Annotated in this window: 21 protein-coding genes; 3 read left to right on the forward strand and 18 right to left on the reverse strand. The window is 66.8% G+C overall.

Features of this window, described 5'->3' with window-relative positions; all coding sequences use genetic code 11:
* Positions 1–3: 3 nt before the first annotated feature.
* The 11 genes from AB0A61_RS38175 to AB0A61_RS38225 form a co-directional block, all read right to left on the reverse strand.
* Positions 4–348: a hypothetical protein gene (locus tag AB0A61_RS38175; protein ID WP_361303348.1), complete on the reverse strand. Its 345-nt coding sequence runs from the start codon at positions 346–348 to the stop codon at positions 4–6.
* Positions 345–605 carry a hypothetical protein gene (locus tag AB0A61_RS38180; RefSeq protein WP_361303351.1) on the reverse strand — a complete coding sequence of 87 codons (261 nt, stop codon included), beginning with the start codon at positions 603–605 and terminating at the stop codon, positions 345–347. The genes AB0A61_RS38175 and AB0A61_RS38180 overlap by 4 nt, the downstream gene beginning before the upstream one ends.
* Positions 602–805, reverse strand: coding sequence for a hypothetical protein (locus tag AB0A61_RS38185; protein WP_361303354.1), 204 nt, complete (start codon positions 803–805; stop codon positions 602–604). The genes AB0A61_RS38180 and AB0A61_RS38185 overlap by 4 nt, the downstream gene beginning before the upstream one ends.
* A gap of 16 nt (positions 806–821) precedes the next feature.
* A complete protein-coding gene (locus AB0A61_RS38190) occupies positions 822–1010 on the reverse strand; it encodes a hypothetical protein (protein WP_361303357.1) in 189 nt (62 codons plus the stop codon).
* A gap of 36 nt (positions 1011–1046) precedes the next feature.
* Positions 1047–1298 carry a hypothetical protein gene (locus AB0A61_RS38195; RefSeq protein ID WP_361303360.1) on the reverse strand — a complete coding sequence of 84 codons (252 nt, stop codon included), beginning with the start codon at positions 1296–1298 and terminating at the stop codon, positions 1047–1049.
* A 142-nt stretch (positions 1299–1440) separates the two neighbouring features.
* Positions 1441–3687 (reverse strand): cell division protein FtsK, encoded by a 2247-nt coding sequence (locus AB0A61_RS38200; RefSeq protein WP_361303363.1) that lies wholly within the window; start codon positions 3685–3687, stop codon positions 1441–1443.
* Between the two features lie 81 nt (positions 3688–3768).
* The gene (locus tag AB0A61_RS38205; protein ID WP_361303366.1) at positions 3769–4152 is read right to left on the reverse strand and encodes an RRQRL motif-containing zinc-binding protein; all 384 of its coding nucleotides are present in this window, start codon (positions 4150–4152) and stop codon (positions 3769–3771) included.
* Positions 4152–4802 (reverse strand): GGDEF domain-containing protein, encoded by a 651-nt coding sequence (locus AB0A61_RS38210; RefSeq protein ID WP_361303369.1) that lies wholly within the window; start codon positions 4800–4802, stop codon positions 4152–4154. The genes AB0A61_RS38205 and AB0A61_RS38210 overlap by 1 nt, the downstream gene beginning before the upstream one ends.
* A complete protein-coding gene (locus tag AB0A61_RS38215) occupies positions 4799–5797 on the reverse strand; it encodes a DUF2637 domain-containing protein (protein WP_361303372.1) in 999 nt (332 codons plus the stop codon). The genes AB0A61_RS38210 and AB0A61_RS38215 overlap by 4 nt, the downstream gene beginning before the upstream one ends.
* Positions 5794–5940 carry a hypothetical protein gene (locus AB0A61_RS38220; protein ID WP_361303375.1) on the reverse strand — a complete coding sequence of 49 codons (147 nt, stop codon included), beginning with the start codon at positions 5938–5940 and terminating at the stop codon, positions 5794–5796. Before AB0A61_RS38220 ends, AB0A61_RS38215 begins: the two co-directional genes overlap by 4 nt.
* Positions 5937–6236: a hypothetical protein gene (locus AB0A61_RS38225; protein ID WP_361303378.1), complete on the reverse strand. Its 300-nt coding sequence runs from the start codon at positions 6234–6236 to the stop codon at positions 5937–5939. Before AB0A61_RS38225 ends, AB0A61_RS38220 begins: the two co-directional genes overlap by 4 nt.
* A 322-nt stretch (positions 6237–6558) precedes the next feature.
* Here AB0A61_RS38225 and AB0A61_RS38230 point away from each other — a divergent pair, with 322 nt between their 5' ends.
* A complete protein-coding gene (locus AB0A61_RS38230; RefSeq protein WP_361303381.1) occupies positions 6559–7305 on the forward strand; it encodes a helix-turn-helix transcriptional regulator in 747 nt (248 codons plus the stop codon).
* On the forward strand, positions 7302–7775 hold the full coding sequence (locus AB0A61_RS38235) for an NUDIX domain-containing protein (RefSeq protein ID WP_361303384.1): 474 nt from the start codon (positions 7302–7304) through the stop codon (positions 7773–7775). The genes AB0A61_RS38230 and AB0A61_RS38235 overlap by 4 nt, the downstream gene beginning before the upstream one ends.
* Here AB0A61_RS38235 and AB0A61_RS38240 read toward each other — a convergent pair.
* The 5 genes from AB0A61_RS38240 to AB0A61_RS38260 all read right to left on the reverse strand — a co-directional run bounded on the left by AB0A61_RS38240 (position 7768) and on the right by AB0A61_RS38260 (position 14939).
* Entirely contained in the window at positions 7768–8331 is a 564-nt protein-coding gene (locus tag AB0A61_RS38240; RefSeq protein WP_361303387.1) for an HD domain-containing protein, read from the reverse strand. The two genes, AB0A61_RS38235 and AB0A61_RS38240, sit on opposite strands and share 8 nt — an antisense overlap.
* A gap of 29 nt (positions 8332–8360) precedes the next feature.
* A complete protein-coding gene (locus tag AB0A61_RS38245; RefSeq protein WP_361303390.1) occupies positions 8361–8798 on the reverse strand; it encodes a GntR family transcriptional regulator in 438 nt (145 codons plus the stop codon).
* A 3512-nt stretch (positions 8799–12310) separates the two neighbouring features.
* Positions 12311–13528, reverse strand: a complete 1218-nt coding sequence (locus tag AB0A61_RS38250) for a pentapeptide repeat-containing protein (RefSeq protein WP_361303393.1) — start codon at positions 13526–13528, stop codon at positions 12311–12313.
* Positions 13529–13661: 133 nt separating this feature from the next.
* Complete coding sequence (locus AB0A61_RS38255) at positions 13662–14147, reverse strand: hypothetical protein (RefSeq protein ID WP_361303396.1); 486 nt, start codon at positions 14145–14147, stop codon at positions 13662–13664.
* A gap of 594 nt (positions 14148–14741) precedes the next feature.
* On the reverse strand, positions 14742–14939 hold the full coding sequence (locus AB0A61_RS38260; protein ID WP_361303399.1) for a hypothetical protein: 198 nt from the start codon (positions 14937–14939) through the stop codon (positions 14742–14744).
* A 68-nt stretch (positions 14940–15007) separates the two neighbouring features.
* On the opposite strand from AB0A61_RS38260, the gene AB0A61_RS38265 reads away from it, so the two are divergent.
* Positions 15008–16285, forward strand: coding sequence for a hypothetical protein (locus tag AB0A61_RS38265; protein WP_361303402.1), 1278 nt, complete (start codon positions 15008–15010; stop codon positions 16283–16285).
* Positions 16286–16826: 541 nt separating this feature from the next.
* Here the strand turns inward: AB0A61_RS38265 and AB0A61_RS38270 are convergent.
* Positions 16827–17621 carry a hypothetical protein gene (locus AB0A61_RS38270; RefSeq protein WP_361303405.1) on the reverse strand — a complete coding sequence of 265 codons (795 nt, stop codon included), beginning with the start codon at positions 17619–17621 and terminating at the stop codon, positions 16827–16829.
* An 87-nt stretch (positions 17622–17708) separates the two neighbouring features.
* Positions 17709–17996: a hypothetical protein gene (locus AB0A61_RS38275; RefSeq protein WP_361303408.1), complete on the reverse strand. Its 288-nt coding sequence runs from the start codon at positions 17994–17996 to the stop codon at positions 17709–17711.
* Between the last annotated feature and the right edge of the window lie 154 nt (positions 17997–18150).

Consider the following 18150-nt stretch of genomic DNA (forward strand, 5'->3'; position numbering starts at 1 on the left):
GGGTTAGAAGGGGGGTTGGGTGCTGTGGCAGCCGCAGGTGCGCGAGCGGGTGCCGCATGCAGGGCAGATCCACCGCTTGCGGGCCCAGCGCGGCCACTTGGGCAGCCACACGTAGGCGAGCGGGAGGAACGGGGCGCAGTCGCAGGTGTCCACGTCTGGTTCTTCGCAGCCGGGCCAGCCGTGCAGTACGTCGCCCGTGCCGCCGCAGACGGAGCAGTTGGGGTCCGGTAACCGGTGCAGGGCGAGGATCGGCCGGGGGCCGCGCGGGCGCTTGCCGACGCGGTGGGAAACCCATGCGGCGTGGAAGCAGAACTCCAGGCGGTGCCGGGCGAGCAGTCGACGGATCATGCGGCGTCCTCCTGCTTCCTGCGGCGGGAGGGGAAGTCGATGACGTTGGCAAGGCGGGCGGGTCCGGGCTGGGCGGGGCCCTTGATGCGCCCCTTGGGCGGGGGCTCGGGGCTCGGCTCGGGCGGCCGGTAGGAGGCGCAGGCGGCCAGCGCGGCGTCTTCGTGGCGCCGGGCGGCGCGGTGCCCGGCCAGGCAGACGGCGCCGATGATGGCGCCGGGCCCGAACAGCACGGCGGCAGCGATGGCATCGGGGCTCATGTCGTCTCCGGTTCGCGCAGGGTGGCGATCAGGTCGGGCAGCGTGGTGCCGAGCACGGTCAGACGGTGTTCGATGGCCTGCCAGGAGGCGGGGTCGATGCTGAGCAGGGCGTGGACGGTGGCGGGCGCGTCCCCGCGGGTGGCTGCTTCCAGCGCGGCGCGGACTTCGCCGGCAGCCATGAGGGTGATGGACGGCGTCATGGGCTGGGGCTCTCCTTCACAGGTTGGGCAGCGCGTTGACGACGGCGCGCATGAGCTGGTTGACGGTGGGGGCGGCGCCGCTGGAGGCGAGGTAGAAGCCGAACATCACGGCCACGAAGGCGGAGCCGAAGCCGAGCGACTTGGAGCGCAGCAGCAGGGCGAGCAGGGCGCCGAAGATGAGGAGCAGAGAGATGGTCACGGCCATGGGGCGGATCTCCTTCCGGGAGTGGGTGGTTGGGTGTCAGCGGGTGCCTTCGCGGTAGATGCGGGTGGCGCGGTTGTAGAGCCAGCGGCCGGCGCGGATGCGCTTGCCGTGGCCCTTGCAGCGGCGGCAGTTCTTGCCGCGCTTGGGCCGTCCCTTGCGGTCGGTGGTCATGGCGAAGCCGAAGCCGTTGCACTTGCGGCAGGTGCCGAACGGGCTGCCCGCACACAGAGCGATGTAACCGAGAGTGACGAGCATCAGGCAGGCGATAGCAAGGGCTATGGGGGTCATGAGGGGCCTCCGGGGCGATGTTTCCGGGGTTTTCGCTGGTGGGCCGCTAACAGCTAACGACCTGATCAAGTGGGGTGCGGGCTGCTATCGGGGTCGCTAACGGTTAGCAGGGTTGCCCGCTATCGTTAGCGGCCCCGGAGGGTCAGCTCGCGTCACCCTTGCGGTCACGATCCGCAATCGCGGTGGCGATGTGGGCGCGGGTGAAGCCGCGCTTGTTGACGGGCTTGCTGCCGTTGATGCGGCGGCCGACCTGATCGGTCTTGATGCCGTAGGGCTTCAGCACGGCCGTCAGGTGTGCGGTCTTGTCGTCGCTCTTCATCTCGGCCCACGTGCCGTAGACCTCGGGCCGCAGTTCGGCGAGGCGGTCGACGGTGGTCTCGTTCCACACCTTGGCCTCATCGGCCGGGGTGACGGCGAGGATGTCGGCGAGCACGTCGATGCCAGCCGTGGGGTCGGCGATGGCGTCCTCGCCGATGGCGTAGCCGGTGACGTTGCCGTAGTCCTCGCGCAGCTTGCGGGCGCGCAGGCTGATCTTCTCGGCGCCCACGGCGTCGACCTCGGTGCCGCAGACGATGGTGGGCTCGTCCATCTCGCCCGCCATCCACGCCACGCCCTTGTCCCGCTTGAAGGAGAACATCGTGGCCTTGTATCCGGCCTTGTACATCGAGGTACCGAGGATCATGTCGTTCTCCATCTGGCCGGTGACCTTCAGCGCGAACCGCAGCACGGCGTTGGCGCTGATGCCCTTGGGGATGGAGTCCTTGTCCGGGCGCTGGGTGCCGAACATGGCGATGATGCCGAACGCCGGGCCGCGCCTGACCAGGTCCTCGCAGATCTCGGTGATCTGACCGCCGTACGTCTTGTGTTCAAAGGCCTTCTGGCACTCGTCCAGTGACACCACGATGGGGTGCAGACCGAGCCGCTTGTCCGAGGCCAGTTCGGAGGTGACCTTCGATTCCGGGCAGCGAGAGAGCGGCAGCGACTTGATCACCTTGGCGCGGCGGGTCAGTTCGTCCTTGATCTCCAGCAGGCTGTCCAGGCAGTACTTGACGTCCTCGTCGTCCTCGCCGGAGCGCCAGCGGTGACAGACCTTCTCCAGCGGCCGGTAGTCCGAGCCGCCCTTGAAGTCGAAGATGTACAGCCAGGCGCGCGGGTCCAGAGCGGCGATCAGCAGGAAGAGCCGCATCAGGTAGGTCTTGCCCATCCGGGGGATGGAGCCGACCACGATCGAGACGAACATCAGCGACACGGACACCCAGCGCATCTGCTGGTTGTTGCCGAACGGCACGGGCTTGAACAGGTCCACCACGCCGGCCTTGGCCAGCGGCCAGGCCGGGCGCTTGGCCTCGTTCATCGGCTTGTCGCCCACCCACAGGATCAGGGTGCCCTCGTGGTCGTCCGGGTTGGGCATCGGCCACACGCAGCCCAATTTGCGGCGCAGCCCGGAGGCGAGCGCCTCGCGCTTGTTCATGATGTCCTCGGCCGTCTCGCCGTGCGGCAGCTCGACATCCGCGCGCCAGCCGGGCCCGTCGCGGTGGATCTCGGAGGTGAAGCGGAGACCCGTCCCGTTCTTGATGGCGGCGTTGAGCTTGTCGTTGCCGAGCGCGCCCAGCGCGGTGACCACCATGGACGCGGTCAGCTTCGGTGCCTCGGCCTTGACCACTGCGTGCTGAACGAGGGGCGCGTCGGCGGGCGAGCCGACCACCCCGAACACCCCGATGGCCAGGGCTGCCGCGGCCGTCTGCAGCCACCAGGGCGCGGCGAAGGCGAGCAGCAGCGCGGCGGTCAGCAGCAGGGGCAGTGCCACGGCGCTGACCGTGCCGCGCCAGCGCACCCGGCGGTCCCGCTGCCGGGAGAGTTTCAGGTATTCCTCGGTGCGCTCCTTGAACGCCTCGGCATGCCGCAGCGGCGCTGACTCGGCATCCGACGCCCACCGCTGCCAGCCTCGCAGCGTGCGCCCGATCCCGCGGGGCGTGCGGGCCACCAGGCGGCCGGCGTACACCGGGCTGCGCACCGCGTGGAAGGCAACGATGTGCCCCAGGTAGGTGCCCAGCCACCGGGCCGCACCGGTGAGCTCCGGCCACGAGCACAGCCAGGGCGGCAGCACCGTGCGCCGCGCGGCCTGTTCCGCCTGGCCCATCAGGCCCGGGTTCTTCGGCTGCGGGCCATCCGCCCAGCGCGGCCGCTCGTCGTCCGAGTCGGCCGACTCGCCCCCCGTCTGGTCGGGCCCTGGGTCGGGTGACCGGTCGGCGTCGGGTCGGGCAGTTGAGTCGGCCGACTCGCCGCGCGCCAACCGGGCCTTGCCGAGGTCGACGACCTCGGCGCCGGAGGCAGCCGCCATCTCAGCTTCCAGCCGGTTGAACAGCTCGTTGTCGTCGGGATGGTTCACTGAAGCTTCCTTCTCTCGGGAGGGATGACGGGGCCCGGCCGCTGCTTTGGTCGGTTGAGACCGGGCCCCGGACTGAGCGGGTCAGGCGGCGCGCTGTTCCTCGGGGTAGGCACAGAGGACGCACACCCCGAGCGAGGTAGGGATGCAGTAGCTGTAGGTGATCCGGCACTTGGGGCACGTGCGGCGGGCGAGCATCGCCAGGGCGAGTGCACCCCACTTGCGGGAGGTCATCGGCCGGACCGGCTTCGCGCAGTCGACGCGGTAGAGGTAGGCGACCTGTACACCGGCCTTGCGGCCACGGTGGCGGCGCATCACCTGCGCGGCGACCGGCTGTCCGCCCGGCCGCAGCCCGGCCGCCCGGAGCTGTCGGCGGGTCGCGTAGCCGTCCGGGGCGAACCGCCACGGGAACGTGGGGACCCCGAACCTGGCGCCGGACGGGTCAAAGCACTCGCCGTACGCGGACATCAGGCCGCCACCCCCACGACCGGGGCATCGGTCCGGGCCCCGGAGCGGCCGGCGCGCCGTCCGGTGACCGTGGCGAACAGCCACCCCAGCCCCGCCCGGCGGGTACCGGCGCGGGCCTGCTTGGCCGCGTACATCGCCTCATCCGCCCGCCGAAGCAGTCCGGACAGGTCGTCGCCGGGGAAGTCCGCGGCGCGCACCCAGCCGAGCGAGACGGTGGTGTGTACGGCAGGGTCCTGGCCGTCGACCGGCCGGGCGAGCATGCCATGCAGCACGGTGAGCAGGTCGGTGGCGGTGCCGTGGTCGTCGATCAGGACGGCGGCGAACTCGTCGCCCCCAAGCCGCCCGGTCACCCCGGAGGGGCCGACGTGGTGGGCGAGCCGGTGCGCGGTCGCCTTCAACAGCGCGTCTCCAGCCGCATGCCCGAAGGTGTCGTTGATGTGCTTGAAGCGGTCGACGTCGGCCAGCACCACGACCGCCCTCGGGTCCCGAAGCAGAGCCGTGGCGCGACGGGTGAACGCCTCGCGCGTCCGCAGCCCGGTCAGCGGGTCACGGCGGGCGACGTTCAGGCGCCGCCGTAGCCACAGCGTGTGCGCTGTCCAGCCGGAGGCGACCGGCGCCGCTGCGGCCAGCATGGTCAACACGGTGTTCATGCCGCAGCCCCCTCGGTCTCGGCGTCGTCGCCGTCGACGGAGTGCAGGCGTCGTCCTTCGGCCCGGTCGCTGAGCAGCAGGTCGCGCAGCACGCGGGAGTTGGCAGCCGAGCAGTGCAGCGTGGTCCGGAGGGCTTCCGCGTTGATCGCGTCATCGGCCCAGTCGGCCGTGGCCTCGCGCGCCTCGGCGAGCAGTTCGGCCGGGGTCCGCGGTGCCTTGGCCGTCTTGGTCTTGCTCTTGGTGCCGGCAGGGCGCTTGCGTGGCGCCTTGGGTGCCTCCGGCTTCGGCTTCTCTGTCTGCTGCGGCGGCACGGGCGGGACGTCTTCGCTCGCCAGAGCCAGCTCGCCCAGCCTCAGCAGCACGCGTTCCGGGCGCGGGGTCTTCGACCGCCACCGCCGGCCGTGCCGCTCACGCAGCCGGGCGCGGGCCAGCTGCCGTTCACGCTCCCGCTTCAGCGCCTCGGAGTAGGAGGTGATCTCCCACAGCGTCATCCGCCGCCACAGAGCGAACGTCGACAAGGGAGCGAGCATCCAGCGGGAGAACCGCACCTTCTCCATCCGCCGACCGGTGGCGGCACCGATCCGTACGGCGTAGACATGGGCGCCGATCTCGGAGAACACCACCCACAGCAGCGGCATCGTGCCGTGCGCGACCTTGGCCCACAGCGAGTGCCCGGCGGCGACGTTCAGCCCGCACGTGACCAGCGTCAGCGCCCACGGCACGAACCGCACCCACGCCAACGCCATGTCCATCCGGATCAGCAGCAGGTTGGCCACAGTGAACACCGGAATGGCCACGTCAATCCCGACCGGCAGCATCCAAGGCTCGCCGAAGTCCCAACGGGCGGCGGCGGAGGAGACCGCGTCGAGCGAGGCGATCAGCCCCAGGGCGCCGACACCGGCCGCGGTCAGCGCGCCTAATCCGGCAAGGCCCATCTCCGGCTTCGTCAGCGGCGGCACCTCCGGGCGGTTGGTGCCCTCAGTCGCGATGGTCATGCCGTCTCGCCCTCCTCCGAAGCCCGGAGGTGGGCGTCCATGAGTTCGGCTTCAACGTCGGTGACCTGGCCGTCGAGGATCCGCTGATAGATGGCCTCGCCTTCCAGGAACATCCGGTCCTGGAAGTTCGTGTTGTCGCTCATGCCGCGGCTCCCTTCCGGGACGGCCGCCGGCGCCTCGCCGGGCGCGTCAGCGGGACGACGTTGAACAGTTCCGGGGCGTGCGCCTCGATCACCTCGGCGGCGATGCGGGCCACGTCGTCCGGCAGGCTGCTGTACTCGGGGTCGGCGAGGATGTCGCGCGCCGCGTCCAGGCGGGCCGCGCGCTCTTCATCCGTCTCGCCCTCAGCCCCGAGCCACAGCTCAACCGGGGTGCCGAGGGCGAGCTCCACGAAGTCCTCAGCAGAGACGGCCTGTTGATGGCCGACGTACGTGTGCATGGGCGTTCTCCTGAGTCGAAGGAGCAGGGAGAACCGCGGCGGCGGGCGACCTTGCTGGGGAGTCCCGCCGCCGGGCAGGGTCGTGCAGGTCAGGACAGCCATGGGCCGCCCCAGCCATGCGATACATGCTTGAACGTGTCTCTCACAGTGGCGCGCCCGATTACGGCTGTCAAGTCCTTCGCTGCTTTCGGGTCGCCCTGCGACGTGACATCAGGTTGCCGCTCTGAGGCAGGACGAAGTGACCACGTCCCTGGACGACTTGGGACGTCCTCGCTAGCGTTCACTGCGTCATATACGTCCCTAGACGTCCCCGGGAGTTGGGGTGGCGAACGAACGCTTACGATCGGCGATGTTGACGCATGGCATCACGGTCGACGCCATGGCGGCCCACGTCGGGGTGGACCCGAAGACTGTTGAGCGCTGGATAACGCAGGGGCGTGCGCCCTACCGTCGCCACCGCCTCACCGTCGCCGCACTCCTGCACGAAGACGAGACGTACCTCTGGCCGAACGGCCTTCCCGACGGTCAGCGGCAGGACGCAGCTGACGCCGAGGTCCTGAAGGTGTACCCGCACCGGTCCTACGTCCCCCCGGAACTTTGGTTGCAGCTATTCGCCCGGGCAGAGCGGGAGATCGGCGTACTCGTCCACGCAGGCGTGTTCCTCGCCGAGAACCCCCGGTGGCCTCAGCTGCTGAGGCAGAAAGCTTCGTACGGCGTGCGGGCCCGGATCTTGCTAGGCGACCCCGACAGCCCGGAGATCCAGCGGCGCGGGGAAGAAGAAGAGATCGGCGAGGGCGTCGCGTACAAGGTCCGAGAGGTCATGAAGCTCTATCGTCCCCTGTACTCGGTCCCTGGCATCGAGTTCCGGATGCACAGGTCAACCCTCCACAACTCTCTCTACCGCTCCGATGACGAGTGGCTGGTCAACACGCAGGTATACGGAGTGAGCGCCCCCATGGCCCCGGTGCTCCACCTCCGCCGTGTCGCCGGCGCCGAGCTGGTCTCGACGTACCAGCAGAGCTTCGAGAAAGTCTGGTCCGAAGCCGTTCCCATCGAAAGGTCCTCATGAGTCGCCGCACTGACTACTTCAACGATCCCGCCGCGCCGAAGGCCAACAGCATCGTGCCGGCGGTAACCGCGTTCGTCGTGAACGACGCAGGCGACGTGCTCCTCGAGCGACGCTCGGATAACGGCCGTTGGGGCATGCCAGGGGGTGTCCAGGAGATCGGAGAGAACATCGCCGGTACGGTCGTCCGCGAGGTTCTAGAGGAGACGGGGATTCGGGTCGAAGTGGTCGGCCTCGTGGGAATTTTCACCGACCCCGGACACATCATCGCCTTCGCGGACGGAGAGGTCCGCCAGGAGTTCTCGCTCTGCTTCCGAGCCCGGCCGGTAGGTGGCGAGATCAAGGTGAGCTCGGAGTCCTTCGCAGTGCGATGGGTCCCCCGAGCCGAGCTGGACTCCCTCGACATCTCGCCGACCACCCGTCGACGTCTTGAACAGGGGTTCCGTAATAGTGAAGTCCCGCTGATCAGTTGAGCTTCACTGCGACCGCCTTGGCAAGCCGTTGCCGCACCCGCGCCACCCTTGCCAGGAGCTCGGGCCTGGCCGCAGATACCGCCCGGAAGACGACATGCTCGGGACCGTACCGCTCCAGGACCTCTGACAGCCGCTCCGCAGGGTCCACCAGATCCCCGACGGGACTACTGGTCAGGTCGCAATAGGTGATCGCGTCTACCAACTCGGGTTCAGCAGGCCCAAACTCGTTGAGCGCATCGTCAAGGCCAAGTTCAGATGCTTCCCATGAGGAAGACGTGTGGAAGGCCACGATGCTGCACAGCCGCGGGTCAGCCCCCACGACGTCGCGCAAGTACCGGGCCCCATCGATCATGTGCTGTCCGGTGTCTACGGCGGCCTGGGCATACCCGACGTCGTGTGCAATGCCCGCGGCCGCCAACAGCTCTGCGTCCTCGCCCAGCGTCGGAGCGAGGGTCAGAGCCTGGGAGTAGACCCCCTGCGAGTGGGCCCAGCGCTTCGGCAGGCTGTCGGCCAAGAGCGACTCGGCAAGGTCATGGGCCCACTTGGCCAGTTGCATTTTCCACTGCCTCCGAGGCAATCGGGAGTTCAGGAAGAAGAGCTGACGAACCGGCCGACCCCGTGTCGCGCCTCGACATGGCCGGCGGTCTCCAGTTCACGCACCGCACGGCGAACCGTGCCGCGAGATACCCCGTACTTCTCGACGAGGTCCGCTTCGCTCGGAAGACGCGTACCCGCAGGCAACTCGCCCTTCCGGATCTGCTCCAACAAGTCCACCATGATCTGTTCGTACGGTGCTGTCCCGGAGCTCCCGGCGACCCTGCGGCCAACACCAGCGACCGTCTTGATGTCCCCCGACTCTTCGAGGGCAAGCAGAGCACGCCGAACCGTCGTACGGGCCACCCCGAACTCGCGCCCGATCTCGGCCTCGGACGGCAACCCATCCAGGTAGGCCCCAGCAGCGATCCGCTCGCGCAACGCCTGAGAGATCACCTGATACGTCCCGCGAGGGCTGGGGTTCGCCACACATTCCTCCTTCGGACACCGTCGCGTCCAAGCTTCCCACGGGCACCCGAGCTGGTGGCGTGTCCTTGCTGTCCGGCTGTCCGGTTACGCCTCTCATCTGCGCAAACGCGCCGGACAGCCCAAAGAGCCGCTGTCCGGGGTGTCCGGTCGCCGAGGGGCTGTAACACCCGGGGACGTCGGGTGTTACAGCCCGTCGGCGAAGCCGACCTCTCAATGGGCGGAGGAGCCGGCGGCGACTTCCGATCTGATCTGCCTCACGACGGGGTGAAACGGGAGGGGAGGGATTTTCCCTACCTGATCAAGGCTCGCTTCGCTCGCCCGCCCGGCGGCCAACGGCGCTCTTCGATCATCGCCAACCCGACCGCCGCACACTCCGCCCAAGCGCACCAACGGCCGCTCCCGGCCCGCACACCACCGCCACCACGATCCGGCCTCAGGAAGGGAAAGACGCAACAGCAGCTAGACCCCAACGCCCCGCTTCCGGGGCCACCGCGCACCCCTTTCCACCCGGTTGCCTACACCAGTAGGTCGGATCAAACCGAGGGCCGCGCCAAGCGCGGCGGCGCCGGTCGGTCGCCGCCGCGCCGCCTCCATGTCTCCGCCACCGGCGCACGTCGCCGCCCGCCCGTCGCCGCACGCAGCGGCCAAAACCCAACACGGGCACGGGGACGAACGGTGATCCCCAACAGTGCAGGTAAAAGACGCTTTGTGTCACCGAAAGAGGCCGGATCGTGGTGGCGGCGGCATGCGGGCCGACGCGGCCAGATGCGCGGGCGTTCGTACGGCCCGCTGATCCGCGCACCAGGCCACCGGCCGGACGGCGGACGCAGCCATGAGAAGGGGAGAACCCCTCTGTGGCTGGGGCGGTCGGCTCCACGACTTTAGCCAGCCACTTTGGCGCGAGCCTCGAAGATCATGGCCCCAACGTCGTGCTTTACCGGGCAGGTCCACAGACTGCCCGACGCGCCGGAAGCTTACGGGGCCATGATCACTCGCGCCAAAGCAGCTCCCGGCCAAAGTCGTTCCGCCGACCTCACGTACGAGGCGGCACCGGCTGAAGCGGAGGTGCGAACAGCTACGAATACGAAACCAGTGCGAGGACGCCGACCCCGACCAGTATCAGCGCGCAGGCCGAACCAGCGGTCAGGAAGACGCGGGCCATGATCTTGAATGCCCTGTGTCGCTGGGCCCGACACGCAGCGAAGCAGATGAAACAGCCCGCGGCGAGGTACAGCAACATGATCAAGACGCCAAGCGCTGCCATGTTCCCCCTCTTCACGCCCCCGTGCCTGGTAAACGTACAACATCCTTTGCGTGGCTTCGTTATGAGAGGCCCTCCGGCGCGGCCTAGGCGTACAGCAGCGAAGTACAGCAACCCCGCCAACCGGCACCGACTGTCTGTGCCGCTATCGGCCCTGCTAACCAGCCCAGCAGACCTCAGCGACCGCCCCGCCCGTAGTTCGCATCGAGGGGCAGTCTGACGCAAGGACTGAACGGGGCGCCGTCCTCAACTGACGACGGCGCCCCGGAGCTCGACTCGGTCATTGAGACCCCACCGACCTAGGGGACAAACCGCCAGGCTATGACCGCCGGCACGCACCAGGAAGGAGGAATGCAGAAGACGGACTCCGGCCGAATCCGCAGCTAGTACCATCCGTCTGTGATCGATAGGACCTCGAGTGGAAAGTCACCAATACACCCCCACGACTTAGGGTGCGTGAGTGCCAATACGCAGATTCTCACAAGAAGGGGATGGCTTAGCTGTGAAGACGTGAATGTCGGAGATGAAACCATCGGGTACGACACCATCGCCGGAAGGTCAAGATGGACCCCCGTAACGGGCATCACCAAGGGCCTCAGCGCCGAACTGTGGCTCATAGGTCACAAGTATTGGCACGCCCACGTAACTCCGGCAGTTCAGTGGTGGTCTGAAACCACCTACAAGAAAACTACAGGATCAACTGTATGCTTTGAATGCGGCTGGAAGCCTCGAGGGGCCAAATTTCCAGAAAGAGGCGTTCAAGTTCACAGAGCGAAGATCCATGGACTGCCACCTAACGCGGCAGACCAGCTATATCGCGGCGAATTTGTCCGAGTCGACAGCTTTAGGAGTGGAAATCGACTGCGACTTGCCGCGCCCGCCACCACGGACGGCCTGCCGCACATTACAGAGATCGATGCACAGGTGATCGCGTGGCTTCAGGGAGACGGGCACATCGCCCCCGCCAAGACAAAGCCAACGGTTTGCCCCGAATGCGGCTGGCTTCCAGGAAGCAACAGGAAGCCTTTCCGGGGACCGGTAGTACAACTTGCGAATAGTGTAGCGGTGCACCGAGCGAAGGCCCACGGAATCCGACGCGAGGACTCGACTTCAGCACACGCTGGCATGTACGACGGCGCCATTTACCAGTCGAAACCCCTGATGGTGGAAAAGATCTCACGCCTACTCAAGGATGTACCTCATGCGATCAGCATGCGGGAACGTGGAGGCAACACGTTGCCCGCATATACATTCAGACTTCGCCGCTCTTACGTGACCTCGCTCGTTGAGCGAAGCGGCGTCATGGTCGAGGGTCCGGAGAAACTTGTACTCTCGATGTCGAGTACGCAGAGGGCTGCATGGCTGGAGGCCATTATCGATGCAGAGGGACATCACCTTAAGGCCAAGAAGGGAGAATGGCGGGATTATATTCGGATTGCTCAAGTTGACGGCCCAATGCAAGAAGCCATTAAGTTGGCTGCATATCTCGAAGGATACAGGCCGACATATTCAGCGAACAGCGCCGAAAGGAACGGGTTCAAACCAGCGCGCACGGTTGGATTAGCGAAACCATTTGTTGCTCCGTCTACGTTTCACGAACCGAAGAGCATGGGCGAGCAACCGGTTTGGGCCCCGAGGACCGAGCTGGGTACTTGGACTGCTGGTCTTAATGGACAAATGTTCCTAATCGGTTCAGCCGGGGACGAGTAGAGAGATGGCTTCCGCCTGATATCGGGGCCCGCGCGAAGGCCGTGCGGCCGAGTTTCATCCATGAACGAGGGCGGCTGCAATCTCGTCTTCGTTCATGAGCGACATCCCCTTGGTGTTCGATAATCCGTGCTCGAACCCTACCGGCGCGCTCAATGCGGGGGCGGTCCCTGGGCCGTCCAACGTCAGCCGACGCCGAGCCCGTCGCCGACCGCGAGTCCGCATCGTCTGGGCCGTCTCTGGGCCGTGCGAGGCCGCACAACGTCGACCAACAACGACAGAAGCCCACGGCATGCGTGCAGTTCAGAGCCGTGTGATTCTTCAGCTTCGCTGGTCAGCGGAACCGGTGATCAGTAGACCGGCATGTCAGGCCCACACACCGCGTGTCTGACGGCAGTGTCATCTAACAACGGATGAGTACGCGTGGCACGGGCCCTGAGGTGCCGGCCGCGGATGTGGCACTGAAGAGCTGGGCAGCAACGTTGCGGCCCTGCCTGTAGGAACCCCGATACCTCCCTCACCGGTCTTTTCTAGATCCGCCGCATTACTTAGACTTGGGGGTTTTCGCGCGATCCGCTTCGCATTTCTCAATTACCTCCTGCATGCGCGGATCAGAAGCCAGATCCGCCGGAAGTTTTGTGCTGCGATAGACAAATGCGTCGGCAAGTTGCTCCGCGGTCAACCCCTGTGCTTCGGGGAGGTTCTTGTCTTCGGCGGCGTCCGATGGGAGTTCCCAGTGTGTAATCCGCTCGTGCGTAAAGTCTGTGGCTGTGAGATCGGCCCACATCAGATCCGCTCCCGTCAGATTAGCCCCTAGGAACGTAGCGTTGTTGAGGCTAGCACCAGAAAGATTTGCCCCTGTCAGGTTGGCTCCTGTGAAGTCGGCGTCAGTTAGACGGGCTGAACTCAAGTCCGAGCCTTGCAGATTAGCCTTTCTGAACCTCGCGTTGGCACATTTTGCGCCCGACAGTTCAACGCGTCGCAGATCTGCCTCGGTGAAATTGGCGAACGTCAGGTTCGCATATGAGAGGTGTGCACCGTTCAAGTGTGCTCCGGCTAGCTCCACTCTTTGTAGTATTACGCCGTGAATGCCATTGTTAAAGACTCGACGTACATCTAGATTGAGAATCGATTCCTTGTCGTAATCCGGACGGCGCCCGAGGACCGAAATAGCAGCCTGGATGTCCTCGCTGAGGTGCGGCACGGGCTTGCTGGAAATGTTTTCCGCTGTGGGCTCTGCTTTTTGTCGAATGAAGGCTGCCAGTACCTCCACGACTGTTGCGTGATCCTTTTTGCTATCCCGCATGATGCGTTCGAGTGAGTAGATTCCTCCAAGTCGCTCCGTCAGGCTTTCAGAACCGACGAGCTTAATAGCCTGCACGTATCTCTCTGTGACTTGACCTTCCCGGGCTATTTCCGACTGCTCCCTGTCTTTCGCTCGCGTATGCTCAAACATCATTTCGGTGTGCCGGTGATTCTTGTGCGTGTAATAAAGGCCACAGGCTGCAACGGCACCCGCTCCGAGTGCGACCAGCATCGTGCGAAATCCTGTAATGACGACGCCGTCCGCTGGTTCAAGATTCTTCCGGCGTAGATGCGAACCATCGATCCACCATGGGCCGTGCCAGAGGAGCAGGCCGTAGCCCACCACCAACAGGGTGAGGCAGCCTGCGAGCGCGATGCGCTTGGTCTTCGGCGTCATGCTCAGCAGCATGTCCTCGGGCTGGTCGCCGGAACCGTTGATGGCCGCTTCGCAGAGCAAGATTTGAGGCTCCGAATCGTCAACTGCCCCGCCCTGGGGCGACCCCGAACAGTTGCTCCTTGGGTGCACGGTCGCGCGGGCCGGGCCGTCTCTGGGCCGTCCGAGGCTGCTCAGCGACGACCGGTGACTACTACTACTGAGATTCGCCGCGTGATGTCGCTCGCTTCGGCTCCCCGGGCTGCGGTGATGGCCCAGACACGAGGGGCTCGATTCGAAGATCAAATGTAGACGTCGAGGTGCGGGAGCGCGAGGGCCGGGCGGCCAGGAGGAGAAGGGGCACGAAGGCGAGTTCGGCGAAGGCCACGAGTGAGAGGCCTTCGGCTGCGGTCGGGACGGCGGCGGCGAGGTGGCCGAGGGCGAGGAAAAGGAAGTCCCTGGACCAGGTTGCGGTGGGTCGGCGGTATGCACGGGCGAATGCCCTTGCAGCGCCCCACACACATGCCACGACCCAGAACAAGGCGAGGGCCAAGGAGACATAGCCGATCCACGTAGTGCCGGGGCGACCAGGCTCGCGGGGGAAGGCCAGAGCGATGACAGCAGTCCCGGCGAGCAGAACAAACAGCGGGATGGCCTCGACGATCAGGGCCAGTCCGAGGGCGATGCAGGCAATCCTGCGCATCGGCGCTCCTCTGCGGAGGGGTAAGAACAGAAAGGCGACGGAACGATCCCGGCCGGAGCAGGGTGCCAAGCCAGTGATCACCCGGTGATCGACCCCGAATGATCCTGCCGGGTTGGCAGGATCATCTGGTCATGCTTACACATGTTGATCTCCGAGTCGTTTCGCTCGCGGATAAGACATCGCTGCAGCTCCGAGTGCCGCGCGAGCGACATCACGCGGCGAATCTCAGTAACGACAGTCGTAGCTAGCGACAGCCGCAGGTCACCCGATTGGATCTGCGACACTGGTACCACCATGCCCAAGCCCGGAGAACTGAGTTGACGTTCACTGGTCCCCGCTCGCCAGAAGTCGTTATCCGGACGTGCCACAGCCGTGCCACATCGTGCGGTCAACCACGGTCAACGACGACTCGCCACAGTCGAGATGCGCCGCTCGCCTGGGCAGCGGTTACCGCCGGAGCGACCTGGGGAACTCTGCTGCCGACCACGTCCGCCCTTACAAAGCGGTGGCGTTCGGTAGGCGGCTAGGGCCTGTCCGGCGGATTTTGTCGCGGACGCGGAATCTGGCACGCCGACCTGATCCGTCGGACAAGCCCTAGAAGCACCCCAGCGCGGTGCCGACGACGACGGCCAGGGTCACCGTCGCGGCGAAACCCACGCCGGCCTGGCGGACGGCTGCCGTGGGCGGGGCGCCGCCGAGCCGGGCGAGGAATCCGGCGACCGTGCCGACGAGGGCCCCGAGGAGCAGGGCGACCAGGACGAGAAGGGCTCTGATCACATGCACATCACTCATGCCCTTCACGGTCCTCGGTCGGTACACGCCCAACTCCTGTCACTTCGCGGGGTTCTAACCTGGCACGTATGCCGAGGACCCCACCGAGCAGTACGGACCGGGCACTTCTCGCCGCCGTGGCCGACCGCGGTGTCGCGCTGACCTACCCCCGGCTCGAACGGCTGCGCACCGCCGGTCTCCTGCCACGCAACACGCGGCACGGGCTCGGCCGCGGACACGGCTCGAGTTCCGAGCCCGCCGCGGATCTGGTCAATTATCTGGAAGCGCTGGCCCCTCTGACGGGGCAGGGGCGTTCGGCGCACCGTGCGGTCCTCGGCATGTTCCTGGACGGCGCGGTGCGGCCCTCTTCCTGCGGGAGCGCCGACGAACCGTATGCCACCTACGAGAAGGCGCTGCGCCGGGCCTTCCGCACCGAGATAGATACGGCCGACCCCGACGTCAACCACATCGCCGCCCTTGCCGAAGGCGCCTTTCCGGAAAGCCCTCTTCCCGACGGGCCTGCTCCCGAAGAGGCCACGGAGGCCGCCCTCGACCGGGCCTTCGCCGCGGCCGAATCGGCTGCCGCACAACATGTCACCAGACGCCGCGGCCGGCTGGACCGTGCGGCCGCGGCGTGGGGCGGGCTCACCGGGCGCACCCGTGAGCAGATGCTCAGGGAGGAGGAGCAGTCCTTGCTCGCCGCAGCCGAACTGGTCGCCCCCGAGTGGCAGCACGCCCCGGAGGAGAGCGCCGCCCCGCCGTTCCCGGCCGACGCGGGGCGCCCGTTGGACGCGGGCATCTTCACCGCACCGCGCGACACCTGCGACTGCCGCTCCCTCACAACCCACATGCCGACGTCGCGCGCCGGCCGGCACGACATCCTCGACGCGGTCTGCTTCTGCCAGCTCGACCGGGCGCGAGCCGTCGGCGGCGCGGTCTGCTCCATGGTGACCACCCTGCGCGATGCCGCGCTCGCCGCACCGGACGATCCCTTCCTGCAGGCCGCGATGGCCCTCTGCTCGCGGACGGTGTTCCGGCTGCTGCTGCGCCACGGCCCACAGCTGTCCCTACAACGCCCCGAGTCCATCGTCCCGTTGACGCTGTTCTTCCTTCAGGACTGCCGGTGGCTGCGCTCCGGGGCGGCCCTGCTGATGCAGCTCGCCTTGTGGCGCATGCCCGCGGCCGAGGGCGACACGGCCCGGGTCGCGGCCGTCTTCCGCGCCCTGGACGAGGAACTGCCGCGCCCCCGCACGCTGCGGTCGCAGGGCGGCACGGGCCTGCTGCTCTCCCTGGACGGCATACTGCACTCGGCGAGGCTGCTGGGCGTCCCCGGTCCGGCGAACGAGTCGCATCCCGCGACGAGTTAGGCGAGTTCGGCAGCCTGCACGAGAGTTGGATGTCAGCGCGTAGATCGTCTACCGATCTGACATCACCAACTGACATCAACGAAGGGGGACCATGGCGTACGGCGGTGGCTGCAGCCGGATCCATGAGCGACCAGCAGGCCCCGTTTCGGCAGGCCGCACCGGGCTGCGAGCGAACTCCTAAAGCGGTGCTCAGGTGCCCGGAGGCACTGCCGGAATGCTCCCCTCCGGTGAATACGCGGCAAAGAAGGGCGTTCTGGGCCAGCCTTTCTCAGCAAATGAGCAGGTCAGGAGCCTAGGTTGTCGAAAGCAGGCGTGTCTCTTCTAAGCGCTTGGCCGCAGGTTCGAGTCCTGCCGGGGGCGCCCGTCTCCGCCCTCCCCCGTGGGAGGGCTTTTTGCTGGTCAGGGTGGGTGCGGGCCGACACGACGAAGCCCCGGACGCCCTCTCAATGATCAAGGGCAGACTCCGGGGCTGTCCGGCTGTCACCGGGTTTTCGCGGGTGGCCGTGTCGAATACGTGTCGAAGTTCTCGACCGGTGGAAGATCAGCCAACGCCCGGCACCTCCGCCTCCGGGAGGTCGCCCGCGGCTTCCAGCCGCCGTTTGAGATCCGGCAGCTGCCCGTCGACACACCGGGCGTAGGTCGCCAGGAGCACGGCGACGCTGTTCCCGGCCCACTCCGCCACCTGGGCAGGCGGGATGCCGTCGTTGAGCCACTTCGTCAGGCGCGTGTTCCGGTTGTCGTACACGCGCCGACCGGTGGGTGAGTCGTAGACGTGCGGAGGCAGTACGGCCTTACGTGCGCTGCGCCAGGCCCGGCGGATGACAGAGCCGGCGAGGATGCCGCCGGACTCACCCTGGAAGAGCAGATCACCCGGCTGGAGCTGTTCGTCCTCGATGTGCTGCCGCAGGATACGCGTCACGGCCGGATGCCCCGGTACGGTCCGTGTCTCCCCCTCCGCACGGCCCTTCAGGTCGCGTTGTTCGTGGATCTCCCCCGTGTCGGTCCACTGCTTCCCGATCTCCGGCGTCGCCGTGTGGATCAGCAGCTCGCACCACTGGTCTTCGGCGTCGGGCTCGGGCAGCGTCACGTCCTCCACGCGCATGGCTACGGCTTCCTCGGGCCGAGGGCCGCAGTAGTACAGCGTGGCGAAGAAGGCGTGGAGCCGCTTGCCACCGCGCGGCCGACGCCGGATCCATTCGAGGATCGCCGCCCCTTGCTCGGGGTTCAGCAAGGACCGCTTGTCCACGGCGTTCGTGGTCTTCGTGGCCGCCGTCGAATCCTTGCCCTTGGGCAGGGGGTTGGCCCGCAGGATGCGCCGCCGGATCGCGTACTTCATGGCGACGTTGAGGATCCGGCGGTTGCGCTTCCGGGACCAGGCCGCCGCTTGCCTGCCGTCGAGGCGGGTGTCGATGGCTTGCAGGATCTAGTCGACCTTCTCCGGGTCCTCCCAGGCCGAGACGGGCAGGGAGTTCCGCTCGACCCACTTGAGGATGGCCACCACGTCCCGGGGCGCGTCCGGTCGCCGGTTTGTGTTGAACGCCCACTCACGCAGAGCGGTACGTACGGACGCAGGTGCGAACTGGGTGGGCTTGGCCCGCAACAGCGCGATCGTGGTCGCCGTCAGCGTCTTGGCGATGTTCTTGCGGCTGTTGCCGCCGAGTTGAGACCAGCGGGCATCCACGTACTCGACGGCGAACCTGTACCAGCTCATGGCAGCCGATTTGGAACGGTGGGACACCGGAAGACCGGTGGCGACGACAAAGGCCTCGCCCTAGTACTCCAGCCGTAGATCGTGATCTTGCTTGCGGGGACCACTGCCTCCATGAGTTCCTGTTAGTACCAAAGAGTGAGCCCGACTGCGCCGA

Origin of the sequence: Streptomyces sp. NPDC046197, assembly GCF_040646295.1 — a bacterium.
In the GTDB taxonomy this organism is placed as follows: Bacteria; Actinomycetota; Actinomycetes; order Streptomycetales; family Streptomycetaceae; genus Streptomyces.